This is a genomic window from Paenibacillus sp. CAA11, from assembly GCF_003060825.1.
GTDB lineage: Bacteria > Bacillota > Bacilli > Paenibacillales > Paenibacillaceae > Fontibacillus.
The window spans coordinates 2,038,748-2,062,492 of the sequence record NZ_CP028922.1; the positions used below are offsets into that span (position 1 = coordinate 2,038,748).

A 23,745-nucleotide genomic window follows, 5' to 3' on the forward strand; every position below is an offset into this window, starting at 1 on the left:
CTGCCGGGTGTAGGGAGGCGGAATAATGAAGCCAACATGGTGGAAGGAAAGTGTAGTCTATCAGATTTATCCGATTAGTTTTAAGGATGCCAACGGTGATGGCATTGGCGATTTGCGCGGCATTATCTCGAAGCTGGATTACTTGAAGGAGCTCGGAGTAGACGTCATATGGGTCTGCCCCATTTATAAATCGCCCAATCATGATAATGGATACGATATTAGCGACTATTGTGATATCATGTCGGAATTTGGAACGATGGAGGATTTTGACCGTATGCTTCGTGATATTCATGAGCGCGGGATGAAGCTGATGATGGATCTCGTATTGAACCACACATCGGACGAGCATCCATGGTTCATTGAATCCAAGTCTTCTGTGGATAATCCGAAGCGGGACTTTTACATTTGGCGTAAGGGTAAAGATGGAAGGCCGCCGAATAACTGGGAATCGTATTTCAGTGGGACTGTCTGGGAATACGATGAGGCAACAGAGGAATATTACTTGCATCTGTATTCCAAGCACCAGCCGGATTTGAACTGGGAGAATGACACGGTAATCGACAAGCTGCACGAGATGGTGCATTGGTGGCTTAAGAAGGGGGTAGACGGCTTCCGCTTCGATGCCATTGCGCATATTGTAAAAACCCAGGGATTTCCCAATGCAGACAACCCGCATCAGACACCTACTGTGCGTGCCTATGAAATGTTCTCGAACCTGGATAAGGTTCATACACTTCTTCAGAATTTAAATGATCAGGTGCTTTATTTCTACGATATCATGACGGTTGGAGAAACCTCAGGCTTAGGTCCCGAGCAAGCTTTGGATTATGTGGGCGATACCCGCAGAGAACTCAATATGGTCTTTCAGTTCGAGCACATGTTCCTAGATGCCAAGTCTGCAGGCAGCGGGAAATGGGATGTGAAGCCATGGAGCCTGCTTGAATTAAAAGAGGTGATGAGCAGGTGGCAAACCGTGCTGCACAATCGCGGCTGGAACGCAAATTATTTCAACAATCACGACCAGCCTAGATCTGTTTCCCGTTTCGGGGACGATGTGACCTGCCGGGTACCCTCTGCTAAAATGCTGGCCACCTTTATTCATATGCTGGAGGGGACACCGTATATTTATCAAGGTGAGGAAATCGGGATGACCAATGCCAGATTTGAATCCATTGAGGATTACAGGGATGTGGAGACCTTGAATTTCTATCAAGAATCCAGAGGGAAAGGAATTTCTGAAGAAGAAATTATGAAGGCCATCCGTAAAAAAAGCAGAGATAATTCTCGCACACCTATGCAGTGGGACAATACGGAGAATGCTGGATTCACCAAGGGAACCCCGTGGATTAAAGTGAATGCGGATTACATGGAAGTCAATGTAGCGGCCGCTCTGAAGGACCCTGATTCCATCTTTCACTATTACAAGCAGCTGATCGCACTCCGCAAACAACATAAGGTTATCGTATATGGTGAATACAAGCTGCTGCTTCCGGAGCATCCGGAAATCTATGCTTTCTCAAGAGAACTGGAAGATGAACGAATCTTAGTGATTCTTAATTTCTTTGGCAAAGAGCCTCTCTTCGAAATGCCGGAGGGTTGGCGAGAAGACAAGTTGGAACTGCTGATATCCAATTATAAGCCCCGTTCAGACGAAGATGTTCGAGCCTTGAAGCTTCGTCCTTATGAGGCGAGAGTGTACAAATCATTAGGGTCTGTACGATAAAAAGTCGAATTCTCAGGCTGTTGCTACAAGCTGAAAAGGCTGGTAGGCGGCCTGTTTGTCTATATTTGGCAGAGGCAAACGAAGGGGTCTGGGCATGCGATTCGAACGAATCAGCGACCACCAGTTAACGGATGACCGGCTGATTCTCGGTTGAATAGTCCTAAGATCGGCTGCAAGAAATGCAGCCGGTCTTTTATAATGCGAACCGACCTAGCTAGCGTTTAAGATCGAGGCATTTGTTTAAATATAAGTCTGTAACCATGTTTGTCACAGCCTTGTTTTGTGGATAGAGAGAGGAGAGAACGACCATGACTTATGATTGCTTAATCATTGGAGGAGGTATTGCCGGTCTTCAAGCAGCCATCCAATTAGGACGTTATTCAGCACACAAGGTTGCCGTTATAGATTCAGGCCACGGCCGTTCCTCCCTTTGCAGACAATATCACAATCTACTGGGCTGGCCGGAGGGGGTATCAGGCCCCGAGCTGCGAAAGAGAGGGCGGGATCAAGCGAAGGCCGTTGGTATCGAATTTATCGATGATGAGATTAAGAAAGCGGACAAGCACGAAGGGGAATTTATGTTGGAAGGAAGAGATGGAACAGCCTATCGCTCCAGAACGCTGCTGCTCGCAACAGGTCTGCTGGACCGTTATCCCCATATTCCAGGACTAGAGGATACGCTCGGCCAGAGTGTCTATGTATGCCCGGATTGTGACGGTTATGAGATTCAGGACCGGAAGACAATTATGTTCGGGTCAGGAGAAGCAGGGGCCGAAATGTCGCTGCTGCTGTCCGAGCGCACTCAGGAATTAACCTATATTAATCATGAGAAGCAGCCGGTCGACCATTCTACGCTGAGACACCTTGAACAAGCCGGAGTGAGTTATGTTGAGCAGCCGGTTCGGGAAATTCTCTGTCAAGAAGAAGGCATGATTACAGAGGCGATATTGGAAGATGGCACAAGGCTTGCAGCAGAGAGAGGGTTTATTGCCTTTGGCGGCAATCATGTCAGATCCGAGCTGGCAGAGCAGCTTGGCGTGAAGCTGCATCACAACAGGCATGTAGAAGCAGATCCCCGTTCGAAGATGACGAATGTACAGAATGTCTGGGTAGCTGGTGATCTGGGCGTTCACGCAGAGCAAGTCACGGTGGCTATGGGGGACGGAGCAACAGCCGCTATCTGGATTCATAAAGTATTGAGGAAAATGGATAGAAGTTAGCAGCTGTAAGGTAATAATATAGCATCCAGATAGTTCCTTTTGCATACACACAATAAGACTTTGGATTCATTTTTTGGTAAAAACCTTGTTTCAAGTAGGTTATTTAAGGATAATGGGTACTATTGTTACCTAAATAATACCACTTGGAGGGTCATGAACAATGAATTTGAAAGATTCAAAGAAGTTATTATGGATTGCCCCACTTACGCTTGCACTGCTGCTCTCTGCTTGCGGCAAATCAGACGATAGCAGCAAGGCTAGCGACGACAGTAAGAACAAAACGGCAGCTACCACGAATGAAACTAAGGACAGCAACAAGACAGACAGCAAGAATAGCTCCACCAGCAGCTCTAATACGGATAAAAAAGACACAGATAAAGCAGCGGCTGGGGATATGAAGGATTATGAGAATGCAGCCAACGGAATCAGCATCAAATATCCTAGCGACTGGCAGCTTCAAGAGGGCGCATCTGGTTCTCTCGCAGCATTCTTGAGTCCTGCGGAAGGAAGCGATGATGTTTTCCAAGAGAATGTATCTTTAACCGTACAAGATCTTAGCGCACAGCCGATGAACTTGAAGCAATATGTTGAGTTGTCCGAGAACCAAGTTAAGAATATGTTGAAAGGCACTTTGGAGAAAAATGAAGCAACCAAGCTCGGAGATCTGGACGCCCATGAATTCGTGTATTCTGCGACGCAGAACGACTACAACTTGAAGTTCCGTCAGGTTTTCGCAGTAAAGAATAACAAAGCTTACGTAGCAACTTACGCAGCATTGGAAGATTCTTACGATAAATTCCTTGACAAAGCTACGCAAACGATGGATAGCTTGCAAATTAAATAGTCTTCGCACCAATAAAGAAGAAGCCAATCCCCTGCTTGACAGTGGATTGGCTTTTTTTAATCTATATTTGGCGGTTCTCCTGATCCTTCAGCTGATTTTGCTGATCAGGCTCGCCCCGGTCCTGTGCTGCAAACTGCTGGCTTGGTTCTGGCGGGGCATCATCACTGACACTGCGCACAAAGTTTGCGAATTCAGCCTTTTGCTGATCCATTTTGTGTTTGTTGTTAAGCAGTTCTTTAGGATCTTGGGTAGGCATGGTGCATCTCCTCCTTAGTTAGGATAAGGCTGTATTCCCATTATTACCCTTCGAGGCGGTAGACAAACGCAATTATTAAATTTTGTGGTATATTGTTTTTACTCATCTATCTATTTACAGCATAAGCAGGGCCGGCACTGCCGAGTTACCGAAATGGGGGAGACCAATGTCCGAACAAGAGTATATCATTGAGGATGCAACGCTGAATGATTTGGAACGCATTGTAGAGATTTATAATTCAACCATATCCAGCAGGAAAGTCACAGCAGATCTGGAGCCAATCTCTGTAGAGAGCCGCGTGCCATGGTTTAGAGAGCATACGCCGGGGGAACGGCCGCTGTGGGTGCTGCGTAAAGATGGAGTCATTGCGGCCTGGCTGAGCTTTCAATCCTTCTACGGCCGTCCAGCGTACTCGGGAACGGCAGAGATCAGCATCTACATTGCGGAAGAATATCGTTCGCAAGGGTATGGGGGTATCCTGATGCGCCGAGCAATTGAGGCATGCCGTAAGCTTCGAGTGCACACTTTGCTCGGATTTGTGTTTGCTCACAATGAGCCAAGCCTTGGACTCTTGAAGAAGTATGGTTTTGCAGAATGGGGCTACCTCCCTAAGGTTGCCAATATGGCTGGGGTCGAACGGGATCTGGTCATTGTTGGCCGGAGGGTCTATCCCTAGGGCAAAGGTAACTGAATAGCCGATAAATGAAGCACAGTCCGCTAAGAGATTTCGTCTCTTGCCCAGGGCTGTGTTTTTTATACTGTAAATTAATTATTTGTACGGAAAAAGGTTAATCTATTAAGAAGAGACAGACAGAATAGATGGGAGGTGTCCTTTATCCGCCAGGTGGGCGCATAAAGGGATGGAATGGACATAGTCAAGCTATCGACCGTACTCTTGCTGATTTTGCTGACCGCATACTTTGTAGCTTCTGAATACTCTATTATTCGTGTAAGAATATCTAAGATAGATCAGCTTGCGGCAGCAGGAAATAAGAAGGCTCAAGCCGTGCAGAATATTCTATCCCGGCTGGACGAATATTTATCGGCTTGCCAGCTGGGGAACACACTAACTGCATTAGCACTTGGGTGGCTGGGGGAATCGACCATTGAACATCTGTTGTCACCGCTTTTTGAGCTTATGCACATCCCAAGCTCCGTGGAGAGCATCCTCTCCTTCCTGATTGCATTCCTGCTGCTGACATATTTAGAGGTAGTCATTGGTGAGCTGGTCCCTAAATCCTTTGCGATTCAGGTCGCGGAGCCGATGGCCATGTTTTTCAGCCGGCCTTTGATTGTATTTTACCGTGTTACGTTTCCTTTCAACTGGTTCCTCAGCCGGTCTTCGCGGTTGATCACCGGCTTGTTTGGACTGAAATCGGCCAATGAGCATGAGGTGGTTCAGACCGAGGCAGAGCTGCGCTTGGCATTATCCGAAGGATACAAGAGTGGACAGATTAATCCATTCGAATACCGGTATCTGAACAATATATTTGAACTTGACAAGCTTGCCGTACAAGGCATCATGGTACCCAGAACACAGATCAAGGCAGTCTCAGAGAAGGAGAGGGTGGATCAATTCCTGAAAATAATTGGAGACACGCCTTTTGATCTGTATCCGGTAACCCGAAACCATGATAAAGATCAAATTGTAGGGATGATTCATACAAAGCAGCTGCTTACGCAGTATGTTAGAGGACTGGTAACACCGGATGAAGCCGTAGCCAAGCATATGACCCCGGTTATTAAGGTTATTGATACGATTAGAGCACAGCACTTGCTCTTGAAGATGCAGAAGGAGGGCATTAAGATGGCGGTGCTTCAGGATGAATTTGGCGGGACAACAGGGGTCGTTACTATAGAGGATATCGTAGAGAGTATAGTAGGAGAAATTGATGATGAACCGGCTGAGCCTGAGGAGGAAGCAGCAGATATTATTGCGCTGGGGGATGATAGATACCGTATTCATGCAAGGGCTCCGTTTCATGAGGTCAACAGCATTCTGCATGCGGGATTACAGACAGGTGAGGCCTTTACACTGGGCGGATGGCTGCTGTCCCGTAAGTACGATATTCGCCAAGGGGAGTCGATCTCCTATCGGAGTTATACGTTTAGGGTTACTGAGATGAAGCAGGAGAGAATCGAATGGATTGAAGTCCAGAAGGTGAAGCCTCCTGCAGAAAGCAGCGGAGAATAAAGCTAGAAGCAGCACAGTAGACGAAACCAGGCTGTACCCCGTGGCAAAGCAACTTGCCAGGAGGACAGCCTGGTTTTTTAAGGTGTACGGAGCGCATTTGCCCTTTGGAAGGCAGCAACAGAGTCTGCGTTAGGGTACACGTAGGCTATCGGAGGCTGATCCACTTTGCGGATCTCGGCTGCATCAATACGCAGCACCTCTTGGTCTTGGACTTGTGCGGTGCCGATCATGCCTTCAATTTGCACCCATGTATCATTTGGGAGGTTTGAAGGCTCCGAAGTATGAACCAGTACGCCGAAGGGCAGTGCATCTGCCGTACAGCACAGCACCAGAAAGCGCCCAATCGCAAAGCTTCCTGCTGTGGATTCCATCTGGGGGTCCTTATATACAAACCCTGTTAGAGAGATTCGTTTGCCGATGAAATCCTTCTTATACAGTTCGATGGCTCCGATCGTTTCGGAGAAAATATCTGGCGACACCTGGATCACGGGCTGCTCATACAACAATCCGGCCAAGGAAGCAAATTCCTCATTATAAGCATCTGGTGCGATAAATGTCTTACTGGCAGAGCTGGATGAACTCCTTGCTGTAGAAGCAGGGAGGCCAGCAGATGTCTCGATCTTTTTCTGCATGAACTGCTGCGTAGAGGAAGTCCCCCCACCAGCATTCTCTTTGTAGAGTTCGGTCTGTAAAGGGGAAGAGAGAGAGAATCCCTTCTTAATCGCAGCGCTGGTTCCCAGAACACGATCTGGGAGCAGGAATCCAAGGGTCAGCGGCAGCAGAAACAATCCGTAAATCAGCAGATTTTTGATGACAGAAGAAGAGATCGGATGCTCGCAACCGCAATTGGCCTCGTCTTCGGGAGAGATAGCCCGATACAATAAAAACACAGCCATAAAGCCTAAGGCTACGGGACACCAATAAATCCAAATTTCCATGCGGGGCGCGAGATAATAATGTAGAGAGTCTGTTTTCACTAGAGAAGCTATATACCAAGCGAACCCGATTAAGATGGCAGCGCGGAACACGTCATGTGCACGAAGAGAGGGGCTGTACATACGCTAAGCTAAGCCTCCTTCTAGGTTTGAACCTTTAGTTAATGGGGCAGGAGCCATTGTTCTGTTAGTACAGAGCCTATAAGCACCAGTGAGATAATGAGCAGGGATAGCTGTACAACCAGCTTGGTTCGGAAGACGGACAAAAGCATGAGCAGGTTTTTAAAATCAAGCATGGGGCCCATGACTAAAAAAGCAAGGATCGGCCCGGGTGAGAAGGTGTGGAGGAAGGTAGCGGCCACAAAGGCATCTGATGTGGAACAGAGCGAGAGTACAAATCCCAGCCCCATCATAAAGGGATATGCACCTAGCGGGCCTTCCCCCAATGAAGTGAGTGCCGAATGGGATGTAAAGGTCTGAATCACAGCGGTGATAAGACATCCGGCGATTAAGTATTTACCGGCCTCGAAGAAGTCATCCGATGCGTGCTGGAAGAATGAGGCGATTCGCCCGCGGCGGAGCCCCGTGTGTTCATGATTGGCGGCGGAGCTGACGGTATGCTTAAGCGGATTCCCGCGAATCGTACGATATAAGATCAGCCCAATTACAGCGGATACTAAGGCCGCCAGTCCCAGTCTGGCATAGACCAGTTCGGAATGCCCGCGAAGCGCTAGCAACGTGGCGCTGAAGACGACCGGATTGACAATTGGACCGGATAACAGAAACACAATGGCGATATAAGCAGGAGTTCCTTTTTGAATAAGGCGCCGGATCAAAGGAATCATGCCGCACTCGCATACTGGGAAGATCACGCCAAGCAGGCAGGCTAGCCCGACGCCGAGTATAGGATTCTTGGGCATCCAGCGTCCCAAAAGGTTCTCTGGCAGGATCAGATGGATAAAGGAAGAGAGCAAGGATCCAAGCAGCACAAAAGGTACAGCCTCAAGCAGTATCCCGAGGAAATGAATCTTAAATACGGCTGCATAACTGCTGTGAAGCAGGCTGACGCTTTGCGGCAGGAACAGGATGATCCAGACTAGAAGAAAGGCTGCTGGTGCTGCTAAAGTTAATATTTTAATGGACCTGGCGTATCTCATGTGACCTCACCCCACTTCGCGGGAACCCATAATTCTTGTCCTCTTTTTAATCTATGAGAGGGCTTATTTTATATGCCTGTTATCTCTCGGGTTGAGATTCCATAAGAAAGGGCTTTCAGATTAACAAGCAAGGATAAAGGTTAAACAATAGTGTCAGATTGCTGTGACTCAAGAACAATTTCAGGTACCTGGAGATAGTGCAGGGAGGTTCAGCATAGGCTTAGTTACATATGTTTTCCGTGGCGGCTTAAGAAGCGGAGCGGTTCACGCGGGGTGTTTGGAAGAATTAGAGGGTTAAAGGAGGTCTTGTCATGAGAAAAGAGGTTGTGGCTATGCTTCTGGCTGGAGGGCAGGGAAGACGGCTTAAAGGATTGACGAAGTCACTGGCGAAGCCAGCTGTTTATTTCGGAGGAACCTATCGGATAATTGATTTTCCACTAAGCAACTGCAGCAATTCCGGGATTGACACGGTGGGTGTACTGACCCAATATGAACCGCTGGTGCTGCATTCATATATTGGCGTTGGGAGCGATTGGGATCTTGATCGCAGAAACGGAGGAGTGTATGTGCTTCCTCCCCATGAGAAAGAAGACGGGAGCAGCTGGTATCAAGGGACCGCGGATGCGATCTATCGGAATATGAAATTTATTGAGCAGTACGATCCGGAACATGTCCTTATCCTGTCGGGCGACCATATTTACAAAATGAACTATGACAAAATGCTGCAGTACCATAAGGAGAAAAACGCGGATTGCACCATCTCGGTGATTGATGTCTCCTTGGAGGAAGCCAGCCGCTTTGGAATTCTGAATACCGATGAGAACCTGCGCATCTATGAGTTTGAAGAGAAGCCGGAACAACCCAGAAGCACACTGGCTTCGATGGGGATCTATCTCTTCAAGTGGGAGGTACTCAAGCGTCATCTGATTGAGGATGAGAAGCAGGCCTCCTCGAGCTATGACTTTGGCAAAGATATTATTCCGCTGATGCTCAATAACCAGAAGACGCTGTATGCCTATCCTTTTGAGGGGTATTGGAAGGATGTCGGGACCATTCAAAGCTTGTGGGAATCCAATATGGACCTGCTTTGTGATCAACCTGAGCTGGATTTGAACGACCCTGCCTGGAGGATTTATACACATAGTCCGAATCAACCAGCTGAATATATCGCCCCTGAAGCGAAGCTCCACAGCTGCATTGTGAATGAAGGCTGTGTCGTTCATGGGGAGGTTAGCCGCTCTGTTTTATTCTATGGTGTTGAGGTGGGTGAAGGCAGTGTGATTACGGATTCAGTTATTATGCCCAAGGTGAAAATCGGCCGGAATGTAACAATTCACAGGGCGATTATCAATGAGGACATGGTGATTGAGGATGGCGCTGTCATCGGACCGGAGCCAGGACGCGAGCAAGAGATCGTATTGATTAGCGAGGAAGGGAGCGGCTAAAAATGAACGATGTTATTGGTGTAATCAATTTGGATGATGAATTGGATCAATTAAGCGAGCTGACTTATTTCCGCTGTGGCGCAGCAGTTCCCTTTGCAGGACGCTATCGTCTGATCGACTTTGTTCTGTCGAATATGATGCATGCTGGGATGTCGGATATCGCCTTGTTTGTCCGGAGAAAATACCGCTCACTCATGGACCATTTGGGAGAAGGCAAACCATGGGATCTGGACCGGAATCACGGAGGACTGTTCATCCTTCCGCCGGACTGGAATGATCCTACGGATGTCTCTACGGGAGAGCTTCAGCATGTCCATAACAACCTCGATTTCTTTCGGCGAAGTTCCGGCAGGTATATGGTGCACTCCGGTTCCCGGCATGTAAGCAAGGTTGACCTGCGCGAGGCAGTTCGGTACCACAAGGAAAAGGGGGCTGATGTGACGCTGATCTACAAGCGAGTAGATGAGCTTCGGCCTGAGCACGAGTCCTGCATTCGCCTTGATGTGCAAGGGGATGGAGAAGTTACCGACATTCATCAGGAACGGGATCATCAGAATATCTATATGGAAATATTTATTATGGATAAATATTTATACTTGGAACGTGTCGAGCACAGTATTGCCCATGGTGAGAACCATTTCTTTCGGGATGTCCTCCAAAATAACCCGGCGGATTTAAAGATCTATGCCTATCCTTATGAAGGCTACCATGCTGTAATTAATTCCGTGGAGAGCTATTACGCGAACAGTATGGATCTATTGGATCAGCAGACCTACATGAAATTGTTCAAAGAAAAACCTGTGCGCACAAAAATCAAATATGAACCGCCTACAAGGTACTTGGAGAGCGCTGAGGTTACAGATTCTCTGGTTGCCAATGGCTGCATTGTGGGGGGCCGTGTTGATAACAGCATTTTATTCCGCGGAGTGCAAGTCAAAAAAGGTGCAGTCATATCGAATTCCATAATTATGCAGAAGTGTGTGATCGAGGAGAACGCAGTCATCGAAAATGTGATTATGGATAAGGATGTGCATATTTCCGCAGAGCGGACCTTGATCGGAGATATCAAGAAGCCATTTGTCATCGCGAAGAACAGCCATATTTAAGGAGACACCGTCAGGAGGAAACCAATCTTGTTCGAGAACAAAGAGGTATTCAAGGAAGCATTCCAGCGCCAATTGGTGCGGAAGCTGGGCAAACCGCTTGAAGAAGCTTCCGAGACCGATGTCTACAACATCTTAAGCGGTATGATTCGTGAGCATATCGGGAAGGATTGGGCGGAGACCAATACGGCTTATAAGCAACGGCAGGAGAAGCAGGTTTATTATTTCTCACTTGAGTTCCTGATCGGACGACTGCTGGGTAGTAATCTGCTGAATCTGGGTGTGCTGGAGCTCGTTCGGGATGGGCTGGCCGATTTAGGCTATTCTCTCGAGCAAATTGAAGAGCAGGAGGCCGATGCAGGGCTCGGCAATGGAGGCCTAGGCCGGCTTGCCGCCTGCTTCATGGATTCGCTTGCCTCCTTGCAATATGCAGGACACGGCAGCGGCATTCGCTATAAATATGGTTTATTTGAGCAGAAAATCATGGACGGCAATCAGGTAGAGCTGCCGGATTATTGGCTGCAAAAGGGATATGAGTGGGAGGTCCGCCGTCCTGATAAGCAGGTCGAGGTAAGATTCTGGGGGGAAGTGAAGACACGAGAAGACAACGGAAGACTGGTCTTCGAAACCGTGAATTATGAAGCCGTCAGAGCCGTACCCTATGACATTCCTATTATCGGATACTGCCATCCGCATGTGAATACACTTCGCATGTGGAGCGCCGAGTCGATGATGGACCCGGGACGGCAGCATCTTAACGGCTTCAACGGATCTTATCATCGGTACTTAGATTATAATCGTTCTGTTGAATCCATCTCTGAATTTCTGTATCCGGACGATTCCCAGTACGAAGGCAAATTACTCAGGCTAAAGCAGCAGTATTTCCTATGCAGTGCAGGTGTACAAAGTGCCTTGCGGACTTATGCCAAGCTGGGACTGCCGTATAACAGACTGGCTGAGAAGGTCGCCTTCCACATTAACGATACGCATCCGACATTGGTTATTCCTGAGCTTATGCGGATTCTGATTGATGAGCACGGCTTTGGCTGGGATGATGCCTGGAGCCTGACCACGCAGATCGTGGCTTATACTAACCACACCATCTTAAGTGAGGCCCTGGAGAAATGGCCTGTTTCCATGGTGCGGGAGCTCCTGCCGCGGATCTATCTTATTATTGAAGAGATCGACCGCAGGTTTAGACTTGAGCTGCACAGCCGGTTTCCCCAAGACCGGGAGCGAATCAGCCAGATGGCGATCATAGAGTACGGCCAGATCCGCATGGCCCATCTGGCTATTGTGGGCAGTCACAGTGTGAATGGTGTAGCAGCCCTTCATACGGAGATTTTGAAGGCGAGGGAGATGAAATCGTTCTACGAGGTATTCCCCACTCGTTTTAATAATAAGACCAATGGCATCACGCATCGCCGCTGGTTGATGCATGCGAATCCGAAGCTGGCCGAACTTGTCAGCTCGTGTATCGGCAAGCGCTGGATCAAGCATCCTCAGGAGCTGAATGAGCTGATCAAATGCTGCGAGGATAGCGGGTTCCAGGAAGCCTTTGGAGCGATTAAAAGGTATAATAAAGTGCGGCTGGCCCAGTATATTTACGAGGAGCAGGGAATTCACATCCATCCCGATTCAATCTTTGATGTACAGGTGAAACGGCTTCATGCCTATAAACGCCAGCTGCTGAACGTGCTGCATATCATGCATTTATACCAGCAGCTGAAAGAGAACCCGAATATGGATCGGGTTCCCCGCACTTTTATTTTCGGAGCGAAAGCAGCACCGAGCTATTACTTGGCTAAGCGAATTATCAAGCTGATCAACACGGTAGCGGATCGAGTGAACAATGATCCGGTGATTAGCAAGACCATGAAAGTCATCTTTCTAGAGAATTATTCGGTCTCCCTTGCCGAACGGATTATTCCAGCAGCGGATGTCAGCGAGCAGATCTCCACGGCGAGCAAGGAAGCTTCAGGCACCGGTAACATGAAATTCATGATGAATGGGGCTCTTACGCTCGGGACCATGGATGGAGCTAATGTGGAGATGTATGGGCTGCTCGGTTCAGAGAATATGTTTATCTTCGGGCTAAATGCAGATGAGGTGCAGAATTACTATCAAAATGGGGGCTATGGGGCCTGGGACATGTATCACAGTGACCCCAGAATCCGTGAGGTTATGGACCAGCTGGTAAAGCCCGGCCCATTCAGCCAGGTGGATGGAGAGTTTGCGGACATCTATCAATCCATTCTGGATCATAATGATGAGTACTTCGTTCTAAAGGACTTTGCAGATTACGTGGAAGCTCATTTGCGAATTGACTTGGCATACCGAAATGAGAGAGCCTGGCAGAAGAAGGCGATCCTAAATGTAGCGCATTCCGGTAAGTTCTCTAGTGACTGTACGATTCGCAATTATGCTTCAGAGATCTGGCGCATTCAACCGGTTCACCGATTCCCCTAACCGCCGTGCATAACCGCTTTTCTGCTGAAGAGCGGTTATGTGGTCTTTTGTTAACCCCGTGGTCTCCTTCATCTTCGGCAGAATATAAAAAAGGTTGACGCTGAGAATCGTTATCAATAAAATGGTTATTATGAGGTTTTACATACAGAGTGCCAAAGGATGATGAATGAAGTGGCTGACAAGGCAGAAGAGGAAGAACAAGCAAACCAATCGCTGCAGATCACCCGGCGGATTAGACCGGTCATCGGAATACTGGTTCTGCTGGCAGGTTTAGCCGCTTTGATTCTTGCATCAGGAGCATCTATTGCTATAGGTACTGCAGATATTCATGTAGCCACCGTATGGCAGGCTATATTTCATTTTGACCCGCATATCACGGCGCATCAGGTGATTCAGGAAGTGCGCCTGCCAAGGGTGATTGCCGGGATCTTTGTTGGGGCCAGCCTCGCTGTAGCCGGGGCGCTCATGCAGGGGATGACACGCAATCCCATTGCCGATTCCGGACTTCTTGGTTTAAATTCGGGGGCAGCTTTTGTCCTCGCGCTATGCTTTGCATTCGCGCCGAACTTACCTTATTTATCTATAATCCTTTATTCTTTCCTTGGCGCAGGGCTGGGGGCAGGGATCGTATTTGGAATCGGGTCTTTGTCCCGAAATGGACTAACTCCAATGAGGCTTGTGCTTGCCGGTGCTGCCGTAAGTGCGCTATTGGTGGCGCTCAGTCAAGGAATAGGTCTGTATTATGACATTGGACAAGATATGGCCTTCTGGTATGCAGGCGGTCTAGCCGGGATTCAGTGGACCCAGGTTAAGGCGCTTGCGCCTTGGATACTGGCCGCTCTTGCCGGAGCAATGGCGATTTCCCGTTCGATTACAGTGCTGAGTCTTGGCGACGAAGTCTCTGCAGGCTTGGGCCAGCGCAATGGGCTGGTTCGTGCAGGCGGGACCTTGATTGTCCTAGTTCTGGCAGGAGCCGCCGTCTCAGCTGTCGGGGTCGTAGGATTTGTGGGTCTAATTATCCCGCATATCGTTCGCTACTTGGTTGGCGTTGATTACCGGTGGGTTATTCCAGGCTCTGCGGTGTTTGGTGCCCTATTGGTTGTGGTTGCCGATACAGCGGCAAGGATGGTCAATCCTCCTTATGAGACTCCAATGGCCGCGCTAATCGCTGTGCTTGGGGTTCCTTTCTTCCTATACCTTGTACGAAGAGGGGGGAGAGAACTGAAATGAAGCATCCTGCGTTTGACTCCCATTTGCGCCAGCGCAGCAAGCGCTGGAAGCTTACAATGGGCATTTTGACTGTTCTAATCGTGATCTGTTTTTTGATTAGTATGAATTCAGGCTTTCTCCATCTGGCACCGCTTGACGTCCTGAAGACGATATTTGGCGGGGGAACGGATCAGCAGCGAGTGATCTTATTCGATCTGCGGCTGCCGCGGATTGTTATTTCTGTTCTGATTGGTGCCGGTCTGGCTGTATCTGGCTGCATCATGCAGGGGATTTCCCGCAACCCACTGGCAGAGCCGGGGATATTAGGCATTAATGCAGGCGCTGGCCTGGCTGTAATGATTTATGTAGCCTTCTATCCTGGAGAGTCCCAGCAGACGGCATTTATGATGCCGGTTTTCGCCCTGGGAGGTGCCGCCATTACTGCGGCGATCATCTATGTGCTTGCTTATAAAAAAAACGAAGGCATGTCCCCGACACGTCTGGTGCTGAACGGGATTGGGATTGCGTCCGGCATTGCCGCACTCATGATTGTGCTGTCCGTTCGGGTCTCCCCGGAGGAGTATAGGTCTGTCTACACCTGGCTAGCGGGAAGCATTAGCGGGACGACCTGGAAATATGTCATTTCGCTTCTTCCTTGGCTGATTATTCTGCTCCCTTTTGTTTTTTACAAGGCGAAGGTACTAAATGTGCTGACCCTAGGTGACCCGGCGGCGAGGGGAGTGGGTGCGCCTCTAGAAAAAGAACGCTTCGGTCTTCTGGCTGCAGCAGTTGGTTTGGCCGCATCCTGCGTAGCTGTGGGCGGGGGGATCAGCTTTGTCGGGTTGATTGGCCCCCACTTAGCCCGCCGCCTCGTTGGGCCGAACCATCAGCAGTTGCTTCCGACTTCTGCGCTGCTTGGCGGCTTGATGGTGCTGGTATCGGATACGATTGGCCGCTCGGTCTTAAGTTCAGGAGAGGTCCCGACAGGGATTGTCGTCGCCATTATTGGAGCGCCCTATTTCCTGTATCTGCTGGCGAAGGCCAGAGGCTAATGCGGCTTTATAATAACTAGGGGTTTTGACTACTAGAGGCTGTCCGTTCCAGGGATCGGGCGGCCTCTTCTTGCAAGAAAAAAAGTGTCTACATTAGCTACTAACGAAATGAGGTAAAGTTATGCTGCGTCGTTTTTTCTCTTATTATAGGCCATACAAAGGATTGTTCCTGCTTGATTTCACCTGTGCAATCTTCGCAGCGCTGCTTGAGTTAGGTTTCCCACTGGCAGTGAACAAGGTAGTAGACAAGCTGCTGCCGAGCGGGAATTGGCGCTGGATTCTTCTAGCTTGCCTGGGGCTGCTTATCGTATATATTCTGAATTCATTTATGCAGTTTGTCGTCACCTATTGGGGGCATAAGCTCGGGATTAATATTGAGACCGAAATGCGCAAGAAGCTGTTCGATCATCTGCAGAAGCTGTCTTTCCGTTTCTTCGATAATAACAAGACAGGCCACCTGCTTTCCCGTTTTACCACTGATTTGATGGAGATCGGGGAAGTCGCACACCATGGCCCTGAGGATTTGTTCATCGCCGTGATGACCTTGGTCGGCGCGTTTCTGCTAATGGTGTCGATCAATTGGAAGCTTGCAGTGCTTACCTTTGTCATTGTGCCAGTGATTATCTATTTCGCGCTTTTGTTCAACAAAAAGATGACCGCTGCATTCCGGCGCATGTATTCGGATATCGCTGACTTCAATGCCCGTCTGGAGGATAACGTGGGCGGTATCCGTGTGGTTCAGGCTTTCGCTAATGAAGAGCATGAGAAAAAGCTGTTTGCGGTCAACAACAAGCAGTTTCGCTTAACGAAGCTGTTGTCTTACAAAATTATGGCTTACAACACGTCCATCAGCTACATGCTAATGCGCCTCGTCTCCTTGTTCGTGCTGATCTGTGGCGCTTGGTTTGTCATTCAAGGGGAACTAACCTATGGGGAGTTTATCGGATTTCTGCTCTTATCTAATGTATTCTTTCGTCCGATCGAGAAGATTAACGCTGTCATCGAGACCTACCCGAAGGGAATCGCGGGCTTTAAGCGCTTTGTGGAGATTATGGATACAGAGCCGGACGTAGCTGATGCACCGGGTGCAAGAGCCGTGAATCATTTGGCTGGAGATATTGAATATAAGGGCGTATCCTTTGGCTATGAAAAAAACGACCCGGTGCTGCATAATATCAATCTTCGCATTCATGCTGGCGAGACCGTTGCCTTCGTAGGTCCTTCCGGCTCTGGCAAGACAACGCTCTGCAGTTTGCTTCCCCGCTTCTACGAGACGGATGAAGGCAGCATTTCGATTGACGGCATAGATATTCGCCAAATGAAGCTAACATCACTTCGCAGTCAAATCGGAATTGTCCAACAGGACGTGTTCTTGTTCTCGGGCTCGATCCGTGAGAATATCGCTTACGGGAAGCTTGATGCAAGCGATGAGGAGATCTGGAATGCTGCCCGTCACGCCCGGCTGGTAGAGTTCATTCAGGCCCAGCCTGAGGGCCTCGATACGATAATTGGTGAACGAGGGGTCAAGCTGTCCGGGGGTCAGAAGCAGCGCCTGTCCATTGCACGCATGTTCTTAAAGAACCCGCCGATTCTGATTCTGGATGAGGCTACATCTGCTCTGGATACGGAGACAGAAGCGGCCATCCAGCAATCGTTAGCAGAGCTGTCCGAAGGACGGACAACCTTGGTTATTGCACACAGGCTGGCAACCATCAAGAATGCGGACCGCATTGTCGTCGTCACCCCTGAAGGCATAGCGGAGCAGGGGGCGCATGAGGAGCTGCTTGCTGCTGGCGGACTATACAGCCGGCTTCATGCAGCACAGTTTGGCAGCGCAGTGTGATGGGAACGAAAATACGATTTCAAATCGAACGCGGGACCTGAATATTTCCCTGTATAGCCTCGTATGGTAGATTGGTTCTACATTTATGGAACAGGAATGGGGTGAGGGAATTGCGGTTTGTACATGAAATTGATTATGAAATTATGGGAAATGAAATGCAGTGTGTGGAGATCCGTCTTGATCCGGGAGAGAGCGTGGTAGCTGAAGCAGGCAGCATGATGATGATGGACTCGGATATTCGCATGCAGACAATCTTTGGCGATGGTTCATCAGGGAAGGGCGGCATGGTGGGCAAGCTTATGGGAGCCGGCAAGCGGCTGCTTACGGGGGAGAGCCTGTTTATGACCGTGTATACCAATGAGGGAAGCGGAAGAAGAGGAGTCACCTTTGCGGCACCTTATCCAGGAAAAATTCTTCCGCTTGATCTTCCCGCGCTCGGGGGCCAGGTCATCTGCCAGAAGCAATCGTTCCTATGCGCAGCTAAGGGAATCTCCATCAGTATTGATTTTCAGCGCAAGCTCGGCACTGGCTTCTTTGGCGGCGAGGGGTTTATCATGCAGCGGATCGAAGGGGATGGGTTTGCTTTTGTTCATTCGGGCGGCCATGTCATTGAGAAGACTCTATATGCTGGAGAGATGATTCGGCTGGACACAGGATGCCTCGTAGCGATGACGGATCAGGTTAAATATAACATTGAGTTTGTAAAAGGGATCAAAACGGCTATCTTTGGCGGCGAGGGGTTGTTTCTTGCAACACTGCGGGGGCCAGGCAAGGTTTGGGTTCAATCCCTTCCCTTCAGCCGCTTGGCGGAGCGGGTGATTGAATCGGCCGGACCCCTGTCCCGCCGGCGTGATTAAAGGCTCCTCTCAAAGGAGAGCCAAGAGATCGTATATCTAAATTCAAGCGTGTTATGGGATTACACTTCCCGTAACGCGCTTTTTTTATCAGGAGCATTAGGGAACCATTGAATATTAGCGGCGGTATGATTTTCTGGGAAGAGTGAAGGTTAATATATTAAAGCGAGTTTAGCTTTGAATTTGGCATAAGTTTACTTTCCATATGCTGAATACACCACTATAATAAGGGAGTGTGCAAACGATGCCACAAAATGATGTTCATACCACCCCTGATCATGGCGGAGGCTGGAAAGTTCAGCAAAATGGCCGGAAGCTTGAGCATTACGAGCGCAAGGCGGATGCCGAAGCCGCAGGTCGTAAGGAGGCGAGGAAGGATCAAACAGAGCATAAAATTCATAACTCGGACGGTAAAATTTCTGAGTCTCACAGTTACGGGCATGATCCTTTTCCACCCCGGGGTTAAGAGCGTGAAGTTCTCAATGAAGGAGGCAGAATAGCTTGTCTGTTCAGAAGGAAAGGGATATCGTAATTGATTATGGCGACCCGGTCATTACCGGAGGCATCAGCGTGTTCGACCCTGAGTTTGACAAGGCATATTACTATGACGGGAATGATCTTGGAGCAACTTATTCCCCTAAGCGGACACAGTTTCGGCTGTGGGCTCCTACAGCCAGCGAGGCATGGGTGTTTCTATATGACAGCTGGGACGATGATCGGCCTGACAAACGGCGCATGCGCCGGGATGTAAAGGGAACCTGGATTCTCTCTATCGATGAGGATTTGCAGAATCGTTATTATACTTACTGTGTGCATGTGGGAGAACAGATTAATGAGGCTGTGGACCCTTATGCCAAGGCAGTGGGGGTTAACGGAGATCGCGGGGCAATCATTGATTTGCAAAAGACCAACCCTGCTGGCTGGACAGAAGAGAAGCCACCGCTCGAATCCCCGCTTGACGCTATTATTTACGAAGTACATCTGCGCGACTTGTCTATTCATCCAGCAAGCGGAATTGAGCATAAAGGGAAGTACCTGGGCCTTGCCGAAGGCGGGACGAAAGGTCCGGGGGGAATTTCTACAGGTTTGGATCATATCTCGAACCTTGGCGTGACCCATGTTCAAATATTGCCATTCTATGATTACTCCACGGAGAGCGTTGATGAGACTAGATTGGATGAGCCTCAATACAACTGGGGGTACGATCCTAAGAACTATAATGTACCGGAAGGCTCTTACGCTACGGATCCTTACAAGCCCGCGGTGCGGATTGCTGAACTGAAGCAGATGATTCAAGCTTTGCATGACCGGGGGCTTCGCGTAGTCATGGATGTAGTTTACAATCATGTCTATGATGGTTATATTGTGAATTTCACACGGTTGGTTCCAGGCTACTATCTCCGTTATACACCTGACCATAAATTCTCGAATGGCTCGGGCTGCGGGAATGACGTAGCATCAGAACGGCGGATGGTCACCAAATTTATAGTAGATTCTGTACTGTATTGGGCGCGAGAGTATCATATCGACGGTTTTAGGTTTGATCTGATGGGTCTCCTGGACGTGAATACAATGAACGAGCTGCGGCGGCGTTTAGATGAAGTCGACCCGAGCATTCTTCTGTACGGAGAAGGCTGGATGATGGATACAGCCCTCCCCCCAAGGCAGAGAGCGAATCAGCAGCAGGCTGGGCGCATGCCGAAGATTGGCCATTTTAATGATGTGATTCGAAATGCTTTGAAAGGCCATGTGTTCGAGTATACGGCTCAGGGCTTTGTCACAGGGGGGAAGGGGCTTGAGGATGAGGTTCGTAAAGGCGTTGTTGGGGGAATCGCTTATAACGACGATATTGTCTCATTTGTGGAGGAACCGGTCCAATCCATCAACTATGTAGAATGCCATGATAACCATACCTTATGGGATAAAATCATGCTATCCACCGGAACGGACAGCAACTTGCTGCGGCCGGCGATGCATCGTCTTGCCTCGGCGATCATTCTAACCAGCCAAGGGATCCCGTTTATTCATGCCGGCCAAGAGTTCCTCCGGACTAAGGATGGGGTAGAGAACAGCTATAAATCAGAGGATCTGGTGAATCGGCTGGATTGGGATCGTTGTAACGTCCATCAGGAGGACGTCCAATTCATGAAAAGATTAATCGAACTGCGGAAGGAGCATGCAGCCTTTCGGCTAAGAGATGCAGATTCAATACGTAAGCATTTGGTTTTTGAGAAGAGTCCTAAACAGACTGTGGCTTTTACACTGCGCAATCATGCAGGCGGGGATCAAGACAAGCATTTATATGTGGCCTATAGCGCCTGTGTGAAAGGAGCTGAACTTGATTTGCCGCAGATAGGAACTTGGGAAATCCAGTTTGGAGAGGAGCTTGTTTCAAACTTTGGAGAAGAGCTGCAAGAAAAACGTTTGCAGATTAAGGGGATAGGTATGGTGGTTCTAGCTGTCAAAGCATAAAAGGATGTACAGCAAAGAAGAACGGCTCCTGCTAAGCGGGAGCCGTTCTTCTTTGCTTGTTATCATGTCATCCAAGGGTTTATAGGGAGCTCAGATCCAGGCTTTCTCCAGGCTTAAGCTCATGTCCTGTAATGCCGGACTTGGCAAGCTCGCGTACAAAAGCTGCCCCGTCTTGTCCGATGGGCGGGAAGGTATTGTAGTGTACGGGGAGCACATGCTTGGCCCCGATCCACTCGGCGGCGAGCAGGGCATCCTCAGGCCCCATCGTGTAGAAGTCGCCGATGGGCAGAATGGCCAGATCTACGCCCTTCCGGCGTCCAATGAGCTTCATATCGCTGAATAGGGCTGTGTCGCCTGCATGGTAAACTACCGTGCCATCTAGATCTATAAGAATGCCTGCAGCTACGCCAAGATAGACGTTGGTGCCATTCTCTACAATGGATGTACTATGTAGGGCAGGGGTGAATTCGACTCTGCCAAAAGGAAATTGCTTCGAGCCTCCAAGGTTCATTCCTACGGTCTCCAATCCTTTGGCCGCATAATAATCCGCAAGCTCAACCATTGCGATAATCGGTGCATTATTCTTGCGGGCAATAGCTTCGGCATCACCGATATGATCCGAATGGCCATGTGTCAGCAGAATAAAATCCGCTTCAATTGAATCAGCCTGACGCTCTGCAGAGGGATTTCCGGTTAAGAAGGGATCGATAATAAGTTTATACTTACCTGTATCGATGTAAACTGTTGAATGTCCTAAATAAGTAAGCTGCATACTTACACCTCCATAGGTTTATGTATCTACCAAATGATAGTAACATAATAAAGAATAGAATCAAAGAACTTGTCAGTAAAGGCGCTCAGCACACACTTGGAGGACAATATGACGAATATCAGTCTAGGAATATTGGATTTAGTGCCTCAGCCAACCGGCATGGCAGCAGAGCAAGCGGTTCAAGCAGCCGTTCGTCTCGCCAGGTCTGCTGAAGCATGGGGATACGCACGCTACTGGGCTGCAGAGCATCATGATCTGGAAGGATTGGCCTGCGCAGCTCCAGAAGTTCTGCTCGCCCATGTCGGAGCGGTCACTCGTACCATCAAACTGGGCACGGGTGCGCTGCTGCTGCCCCATTATAGCCCCCTTAAGGTCGCAGAAACTTTCCGCTTGCTGTCGGCTTTGATGCCTGGGCGTATTGAGCTGGGCTTAGGAAGAGCTCCAGGCGGGCCGGCTCATGCCTCTATGGCGCTTAGCGGCAATTTTCTGCAGCGCGTCGCTTCTATGGAAAGCTCACTTGAATCGCTTGTTGCCCTGCTTGAGGACAGGTATACCTATGAGGACCACCTGGTTCAGGCTCGTCCATTCTCTAAGGACACGCCTGAATTATGGCTTTTAGGCACGCATACGAAGAGTGCGGGCTTCGCCGCAAAGCTGGGGATGAGCTTTGTATTTGGCGGATTTATGAGCGATGATGATCCGGCAGCGGTGTTGGACAGTTATAGGGCGGCTTATGTGCCGCGAAGGGAAGGATTGGAGCCGCACGCCCAGATGGCGGTAACGGTATTCTGCGCCCACAGCAGAGCAGAAGCTGAGCGAATGGCCGAGAGCACTGCATGGAGGCAGAACCAGGAGCGAAGCACAAGTGGGGAATCTTCTTACAAAGCTGAAAGCGAGCTGATCGGATCACCCAGTGAAGTTGCAGAGCGCCTGCAGCATCTGAGCGAAAAGTATAACAATAACGATTTTCTGATCTTTAATCCTGTTACGGATCTGGCATGGCGCTTGGAGTCCTATCAATTGCTTGCCGAGCAATTTAGGCCTGCTTCCAGATAACCCCACCATTATTGTGAGGTTATCTGGCTGGCTGCCGCACACAGGCAGCCTATTTCCTGGAGCTTGCCTTCACTACGCGTACCTTGCCAAGTTCTTTGGCGGTGAGCGGCAGGGCGTAGCGCTGCTTGTCTCCGCGAATTTTCCGGGTCTTGACCCGGCCAGAAGCCGATCCGGGTTTGGCCACCCTGATGCCAAAGGCCTGCATCGCCCATTGCACCGGAAAGGAGATCGACAGCTTGCCGTCCGCAGAGCCGGCATAGTTGACCGCGGCGGCAAAATTTCCGCGGTTGGTCAGCCATACCGAGCCGGAGTCGCCGCTTAGAGAGACGGGTTTCTCTCCGCGAACGACCGTCTGGTTCTTGAAATTTACGATGCCTAGATTCCCATAATCCCCGTAGTCGACCTGAATATCGGTGTTCACTGACTCTACGGTGCCTTGGGTCAGTCCTGTCGTGCGCCCTACCTTCTTGAACTTATCCCCTACCTTATACGTATTCACATGTCCGGGGAGTGCTCCGAAGATGGCGTATCTGGGGGACAGAATCGATCTCCGAATGGGAACAGAAATTGCTGCATCCAAAAGATTGGTCCCTTTCTTTTTAAGCCGGACGAATCGGCTCAGCTGGCCGATCCGGTCTACTCTTGCTCTACCGTCATCAGCGCCTCCCGGCTGAATCGTCTCACTGTATCCTGATGTGTTGTTCTGATTTAGCACATGATTATTACTGAGTAGGTAGCGCGATTCCCCGCTTCCGGCAACAATCAGCCCGGCGGTGCCCGAAACCTGAGGTGTGCCAACACTATAGCCCGCTTGTACCGGACGGATGCGACGGGTGAACTGCTGTCGGGCCTTATAAGCATGTGCTTGAAATTTAGGTGTAACGAGAACACGAATGGGGACGGAGACCTTCTTGCCTCTGGAACGAATCGTAGCCTTCTTCTTAATTCCTAACCGATTAAGCGTTGTTGCTGTGACGGCACCTGTGTATACAATAATCGCGGCGCCTTTTCGCGGCTGCTTAGGGTTGTGCAAGCCCACACCAATCGCGTGAACTCCTCTTTTTTTTAACATTTGTCTGGACAGCCGTTCCTTGACGATATTGGCGTCTTTAAAGTTCACCAACGGGCATCACCTTTCTTC

Annotated in this window: 20 protein-coding genes; 15 read left to right on the forward strand and 5 right to left on the reverse strand. The window is 49.4% G+C overall.

The window, feature by feature from the left end; all coding sequences use genetic code 11:
- Positions 1-25: 25 nt before the first annotated feature.
- The 3 genes from DCC85_RS09625 (at position 26) to DCC85_RS09635 (ending at position 3,787) form a co-directional block, all read left to right on the forward strand.
- A complete protein-coding gene (locus tag DCC85_RS09625; RefSeq protein ID WP_108465393.1) occupies positions 26-1,723 on the forward strand; it encodes a glycoside hydrolase family 13 protein in 1,698 nt (565 codons plus the stop codon).
- Positions 1,724-2,031: 308 nt separating this feature from the next.
- Entirely contained in the window at positions 2,032-2,943 is a 912-nt protein-coding gene (locus DCC85_RS09630) for an NAD(P)/FAD-dependent oxidoreductase (RefSeq protein WP_108465394.1), read from the forward strand.
- Between the two features lie 160 nt (positions 2,944-3,103).
- The gene (locus tag DCC85_RS09635) at positions 3,104-3,787 is read left to right on the forward strand and encodes a PsbP-related protein (protein WP_108465395.1); all 684 of its coding nucleotides are present in this window, start codon (positions 3,104-3,106) and stop codon (positions 3,785-3,787) included.
- A 61-nt stretch (positions 3,788-3,848) separates the two neighbouring features.
- Here the strand turns inward: DCC85_RS09635 and DCC85_RS09640 are convergent, their stop codons facing one another.
- Positions 3,849-4,043 (reverse strand): hypothetical protein, encoded by a 195-nt coding sequence (locus tag DCC85_RS09640; protein ID WP_108465396.1) that lies wholly within the window; start codon positions 4,041-4,043, stop codon positions 3,849-3,851.
- Between the two features lie 166 nt (positions 4,044-4,209).
- On the opposite strand from DCC85_RS09640, the gene DCC85_RS09645 reads away from it, so the two are divergent.
- Positions 4,210-4,719: a GNAT family N-acetyltransferase gene (locus DCC85_RS09645; protein ID WP_108465397.1), complete on the forward strand. Its 510-nt coding sequence runs from the start codon at positions 4,210-4,212 to the stop codon at positions 4,717-4,719.
- Positions 4,720-4,908: 189 nt separating this feature from the next.
- Positions 4,909-6,237, forward strand: coding sequence for a hemolysin family protein (locus tag DCC85_RS09650; protein WP_108465398.1), 1,329 nt, complete (start codon positions 4,909-4,911; stop codon positions 6,235-6,237).
- A gap of 77 nt (positions 6,238-6,314) precedes the next feature.
- Here the strand turns inward: DCC85_RS09650 and DCC85_RS09655 are convergent, their stop codons facing one another.
- Together DCC85_RS09655 and DCC85_RS09660 are read right to left on the reverse strand one after the other, a co-directional pair.
- The gene (locus DCC85_RS09655) at positions 6,315-7,295 is read right to left on the reverse strand and encodes a TIGR03943 family putative permease subunit (RefSeq protein WP_108465399.1); all 981 of its coding nucleotides are present in this window, start codon (positions 7,293-7,295) and stop codon (positions 6,315-6,317) included.
- Positions 7,296-7,333: 38 nt separating this feature from the next.
- Positions 7,334-8,329 (reverse strand): permease, encoded by a 996-nt coding sequence (locus tag DCC85_RS09660; RefSeq protein ID WP_108465400.1) that lies wholly within the window; start codon positions 8,327-8,329, stop codon positions 7,334-7,336.
- A gap of 311 nt (positions 8,330-8,640) precedes the next feature.
- Between DCC85_RS09660 and DCC85_RS09665 the strand changes: the two genes are divergently transcribed.
- The 9 genes from DCC85_RS09665 (at position 8,641) to pulA (ending at position 20,776) form a co-directional block, all read left to right on the forward strand.
- Positions 8,641-9,774 carry a glucose-1-phosphate adenylyltransferase gene (locus DCC85_RS09665; RefSeq protein WP_108465401.1) on the forward strand — a complete coding sequence of 378 codons (1,134 nt, stop codon included), beginning with the start codon at positions 8,641-8,643 and terminating at the stop codon, positions 9,772-9,774.
- Positions 9,775-9,776: 2 nt separating this feature from the next.
- Positions 9,777-10,880 carry a glucose-1-phosphate adenylyltransferase subunit GlgD gene (glgD, locus tag DCC85_RS09670; RefSeq protein ID WP_108465402.1) on the forward strand — a complete coding sequence of 368 codons (1,104 nt, stop codon included), beginning with the start codon at positions 9,777-9,779 and terminating at the stop codon, positions 10,878-10,880.
- 27 nt (positions 10,881-10,907) lie between these two features.
- Complete coding sequence (locus DCC85_RS09675; RefSeq protein ID WP_108465403.1) at positions 10,908-13,346, forward strand: glycogen/starch/alpha-glucan phosphorylase; 2,439 nt, start codon at positions 10,908-10,910, stop codon at positions 13,344-13,346.
- Between the two features lie 162 nt (positions 13,347-13,508).
- Positions 13,509-14,576, forward strand: coding sequence for a FecCD family ABC transporter permease (locus tag DCC85_RS09680; protein WP_108467796.1), 1,068 nt, complete (start codon positions 13,509-13,511; stop codon positions 14,574-14,576).
- A complete protein-coding gene (locus DCC85_RS09685) occupies positions 14,573-15,607 on the forward strand; it encodes a FecCD family ABC transporter permease (RefSeq protein WP_108465404.1) in 1,035 nt (344 codons plus the stop codon). Before DCC85_RS09680 ends, DCC85_RS09685 begins: the two co-directional genes overlap by 4 nt.
- A gap of 121 nt (positions 15,608-15,728) precedes the next feature.
- On the forward strand, positions 15,729-17,450 hold the full coding sequence (locus DCC85_RS09690; protein ID WP_108465405.1) for an ABC transporter ATP-binding protein: 1,722 nt from the start codon (positions 15,729-15,731) through the stop codon (positions 17,448-17,450).
- A gap of 143 nt (positions 17,451-17,593) precedes the next feature.
- Positions 17,594-18,307, forward strand: coding sequence for a TIGR00266 family protein (locus DCC85_RS09695; RefSeq protein WP_108467797.1), 714 nt, complete (start codon positions 17,594-17,596; stop codon positions 18,305-18,307).
- 241 nt (positions 18,308-18,548) lie between these two features.
- The gene (locus DCC85_RS09700; protein WP_108465406.1) at positions 18,549-18,770 is read left to right on the forward strand and encodes a DUF2188 domain-containing protein; all 222 of its coding nucleotides are present in this window, start codon (positions 18,549-18,551) and stop codon (positions 18,768-18,770) included.
- 35 nt (positions 18,771-18,805) lie between these two features.
- Positions 18,806-20,776, forward strand: a complete 1,971-nt coding sequence (gene pulA, locus DCC85_RS09705) for a type I pullulanase (RefSeq protein ID WP_108465407.1) — start codon at positions 18,806-18,808, stop codon at positions 20,774-20,776.
- Positions 20,777-20,855: 79 nt separating this feature from the next.
- On the opposite strand, the gene DCC85_RS09710 is transcribed toward pulA, so the two are convergent.
- Positions 20,856-21,548, reverse strand: coding sequence for a metal-dependent hydrolase (locus tag DCC85_RS09710; RefSeq protein ID WP_108465408.1), 693 nt, complete (start codon positions 21,546-21,548; stop codon positions 20,856-20,858).
- A gap of 108 nt (positions 21,549-21,656) precedes the next feature.
- On the opposite strand from DCC85_RS09710, the gene DCC85_RS09715 reads away from it, so the two are divergent.
- The gene (locus tag DCC85_RS09715; protein WP_108465409.1) at positions 21,657-22,604 is read left to right on the forward strand and encodes an MsnO8 family LLM class oxidoreductase; all 948 of its coding nucleotides are present in this window, start codon (positions 21,657-21,659) and stop codon (positions 22,602-22,604) included.
- Between the two features lie 49 nt (positions 22,605-22,653).
- On the opposite strand, the gene DCC85_RS09720 is transcribed toward DCC85_RS09715, so the two are convergent.
- Complete coding sequence (locus DCC85_RS09720; protein ID WP_108465410.1) at positions 22,654-23,727, reverse strand: chymotrypsin family serine protease; 1,074 nt, start codon at positions 23,725-23,727, stop codon at positions 22,654-22,656.
- Positions 23,728-23,745: the final 18 nt, after the last annotated feature.

Bases quoted from the DNA above. Each gene is read 5' to 3' on its own strand.
- glgD (WP_108465402.1), top strand. From the start codon at position 9,777: ATGAACGATGTTATTGGTGTAATCAATTTGGATGATGAATTGGATCAA.
- DCC85_RS09640 (WP_108465396.1), bottom strand. From the start codon at position 4,043: ATGCCTACCCAAGATCCTAAAGAACTGCTTAACAACAAACACAAAATG.
- DCC85_RS09630 (WP_108465394.1), top strand. From the start codon at position 2,032: ATGACTTATGATTGCTTAATCATTGGAGGAGGTATTGCCGGTCTTCAA.
- DCC85_RS09715 (WP_108465409.1), top strand. From the start codon at position 21,657: ATGACGAATATCAGTCTAGGAATATTGGATTTAGTGCCTCAGCCAACC.
- DCC85_RS09680 (WP_108467796.1), top strand. From the start codon at position 13,509: ATGAATGAAGTGGCTGACAAGGCAGAAGAGGAAGAACAAGCAAACCAA.
- DCC85_RS09650 (WP_108465398.1), top strand. From the start codon at position 4,909: ATGGACATAGTCAAGCTATCGACCGTACTCTTGCTGATTTTGCTGACC.
- DCC85_RS09625 (WP_108465393.1), top strand. From the start codon at position 26: ATGAAGCCAACATGGTGGAAGGAAAGTGTAGTCTATCAGATTTATCCG.
- DCC85_RS09660 (WP_108465400.1), bottom strand. From the start codon at position 8,329: ATGAGATACGCCAGGTCCATTAAAATATTAACTTTAGCAGCACCAGCA.
- DCC85_RS09695 (WP_108467797.1), top strand. From the start codon at position 17,594: ATGGGAAATGAAATGCAGTGTGTGGAGATCCGTCTTGATCCGGGAGAG.
- DCC85_RS09645 (WP_108465397.1), top strand. From the start codon at position 4,210: ATGTCCGAACAAGAGTATATCATTGAGGATGCAACGCTGAATGATTTG.
- DCC85_RS09710 (WP_108465408.1), bottom strand. From the start codon at position 21,548: ATGCAGCTTACTTATTTAGGACATTCAACAGTTTACATCGATACAGGT.
- DCC85_RS09690 (WP_108465405.1), top strand. From the start codon at position 15,729: ATGCTGCGTCGTTTTTTCTCTTATTATAGGCCATACAAAGGATTGTTC.
- DCC85_RS09665 (WP_108465401.1), top strand. From the start codon at position 8,641: ATGAGAAAAGAGGTTGTGGCTATGCTTCTGGCTGGAGGGCAGGGAAGA.
- DCC85_RS09700 (WP_108465406.1), top strand. From the start codon at position 18,549: ATGCCACAAAATGATGTTCATACCACCCCTGATCATGGCGGAGGCTGG.
- DCC85_RS09655 (WP_108465399.1), bottom strand. From the start codon at position 7,295: ATGTACAGCCCCTCTCTTCGTGCACATGACGTGTTCCGCGCTGCCATC.
- DCC85_RS09685 (WP_108465404.1), top strand. From the start codon at position 14,573: ATGAAGCATCCTGCGTTTGACTCCCATTTGCGCCAGCGCAGCAAGCGC.
- DCC85_RS09635 (WP_108465395.1), top strand. From the start codon at position 3,104: ATGAATTTGAAAGATTCAAAGAAGTTATTATGGATTGCCCCACTTACG.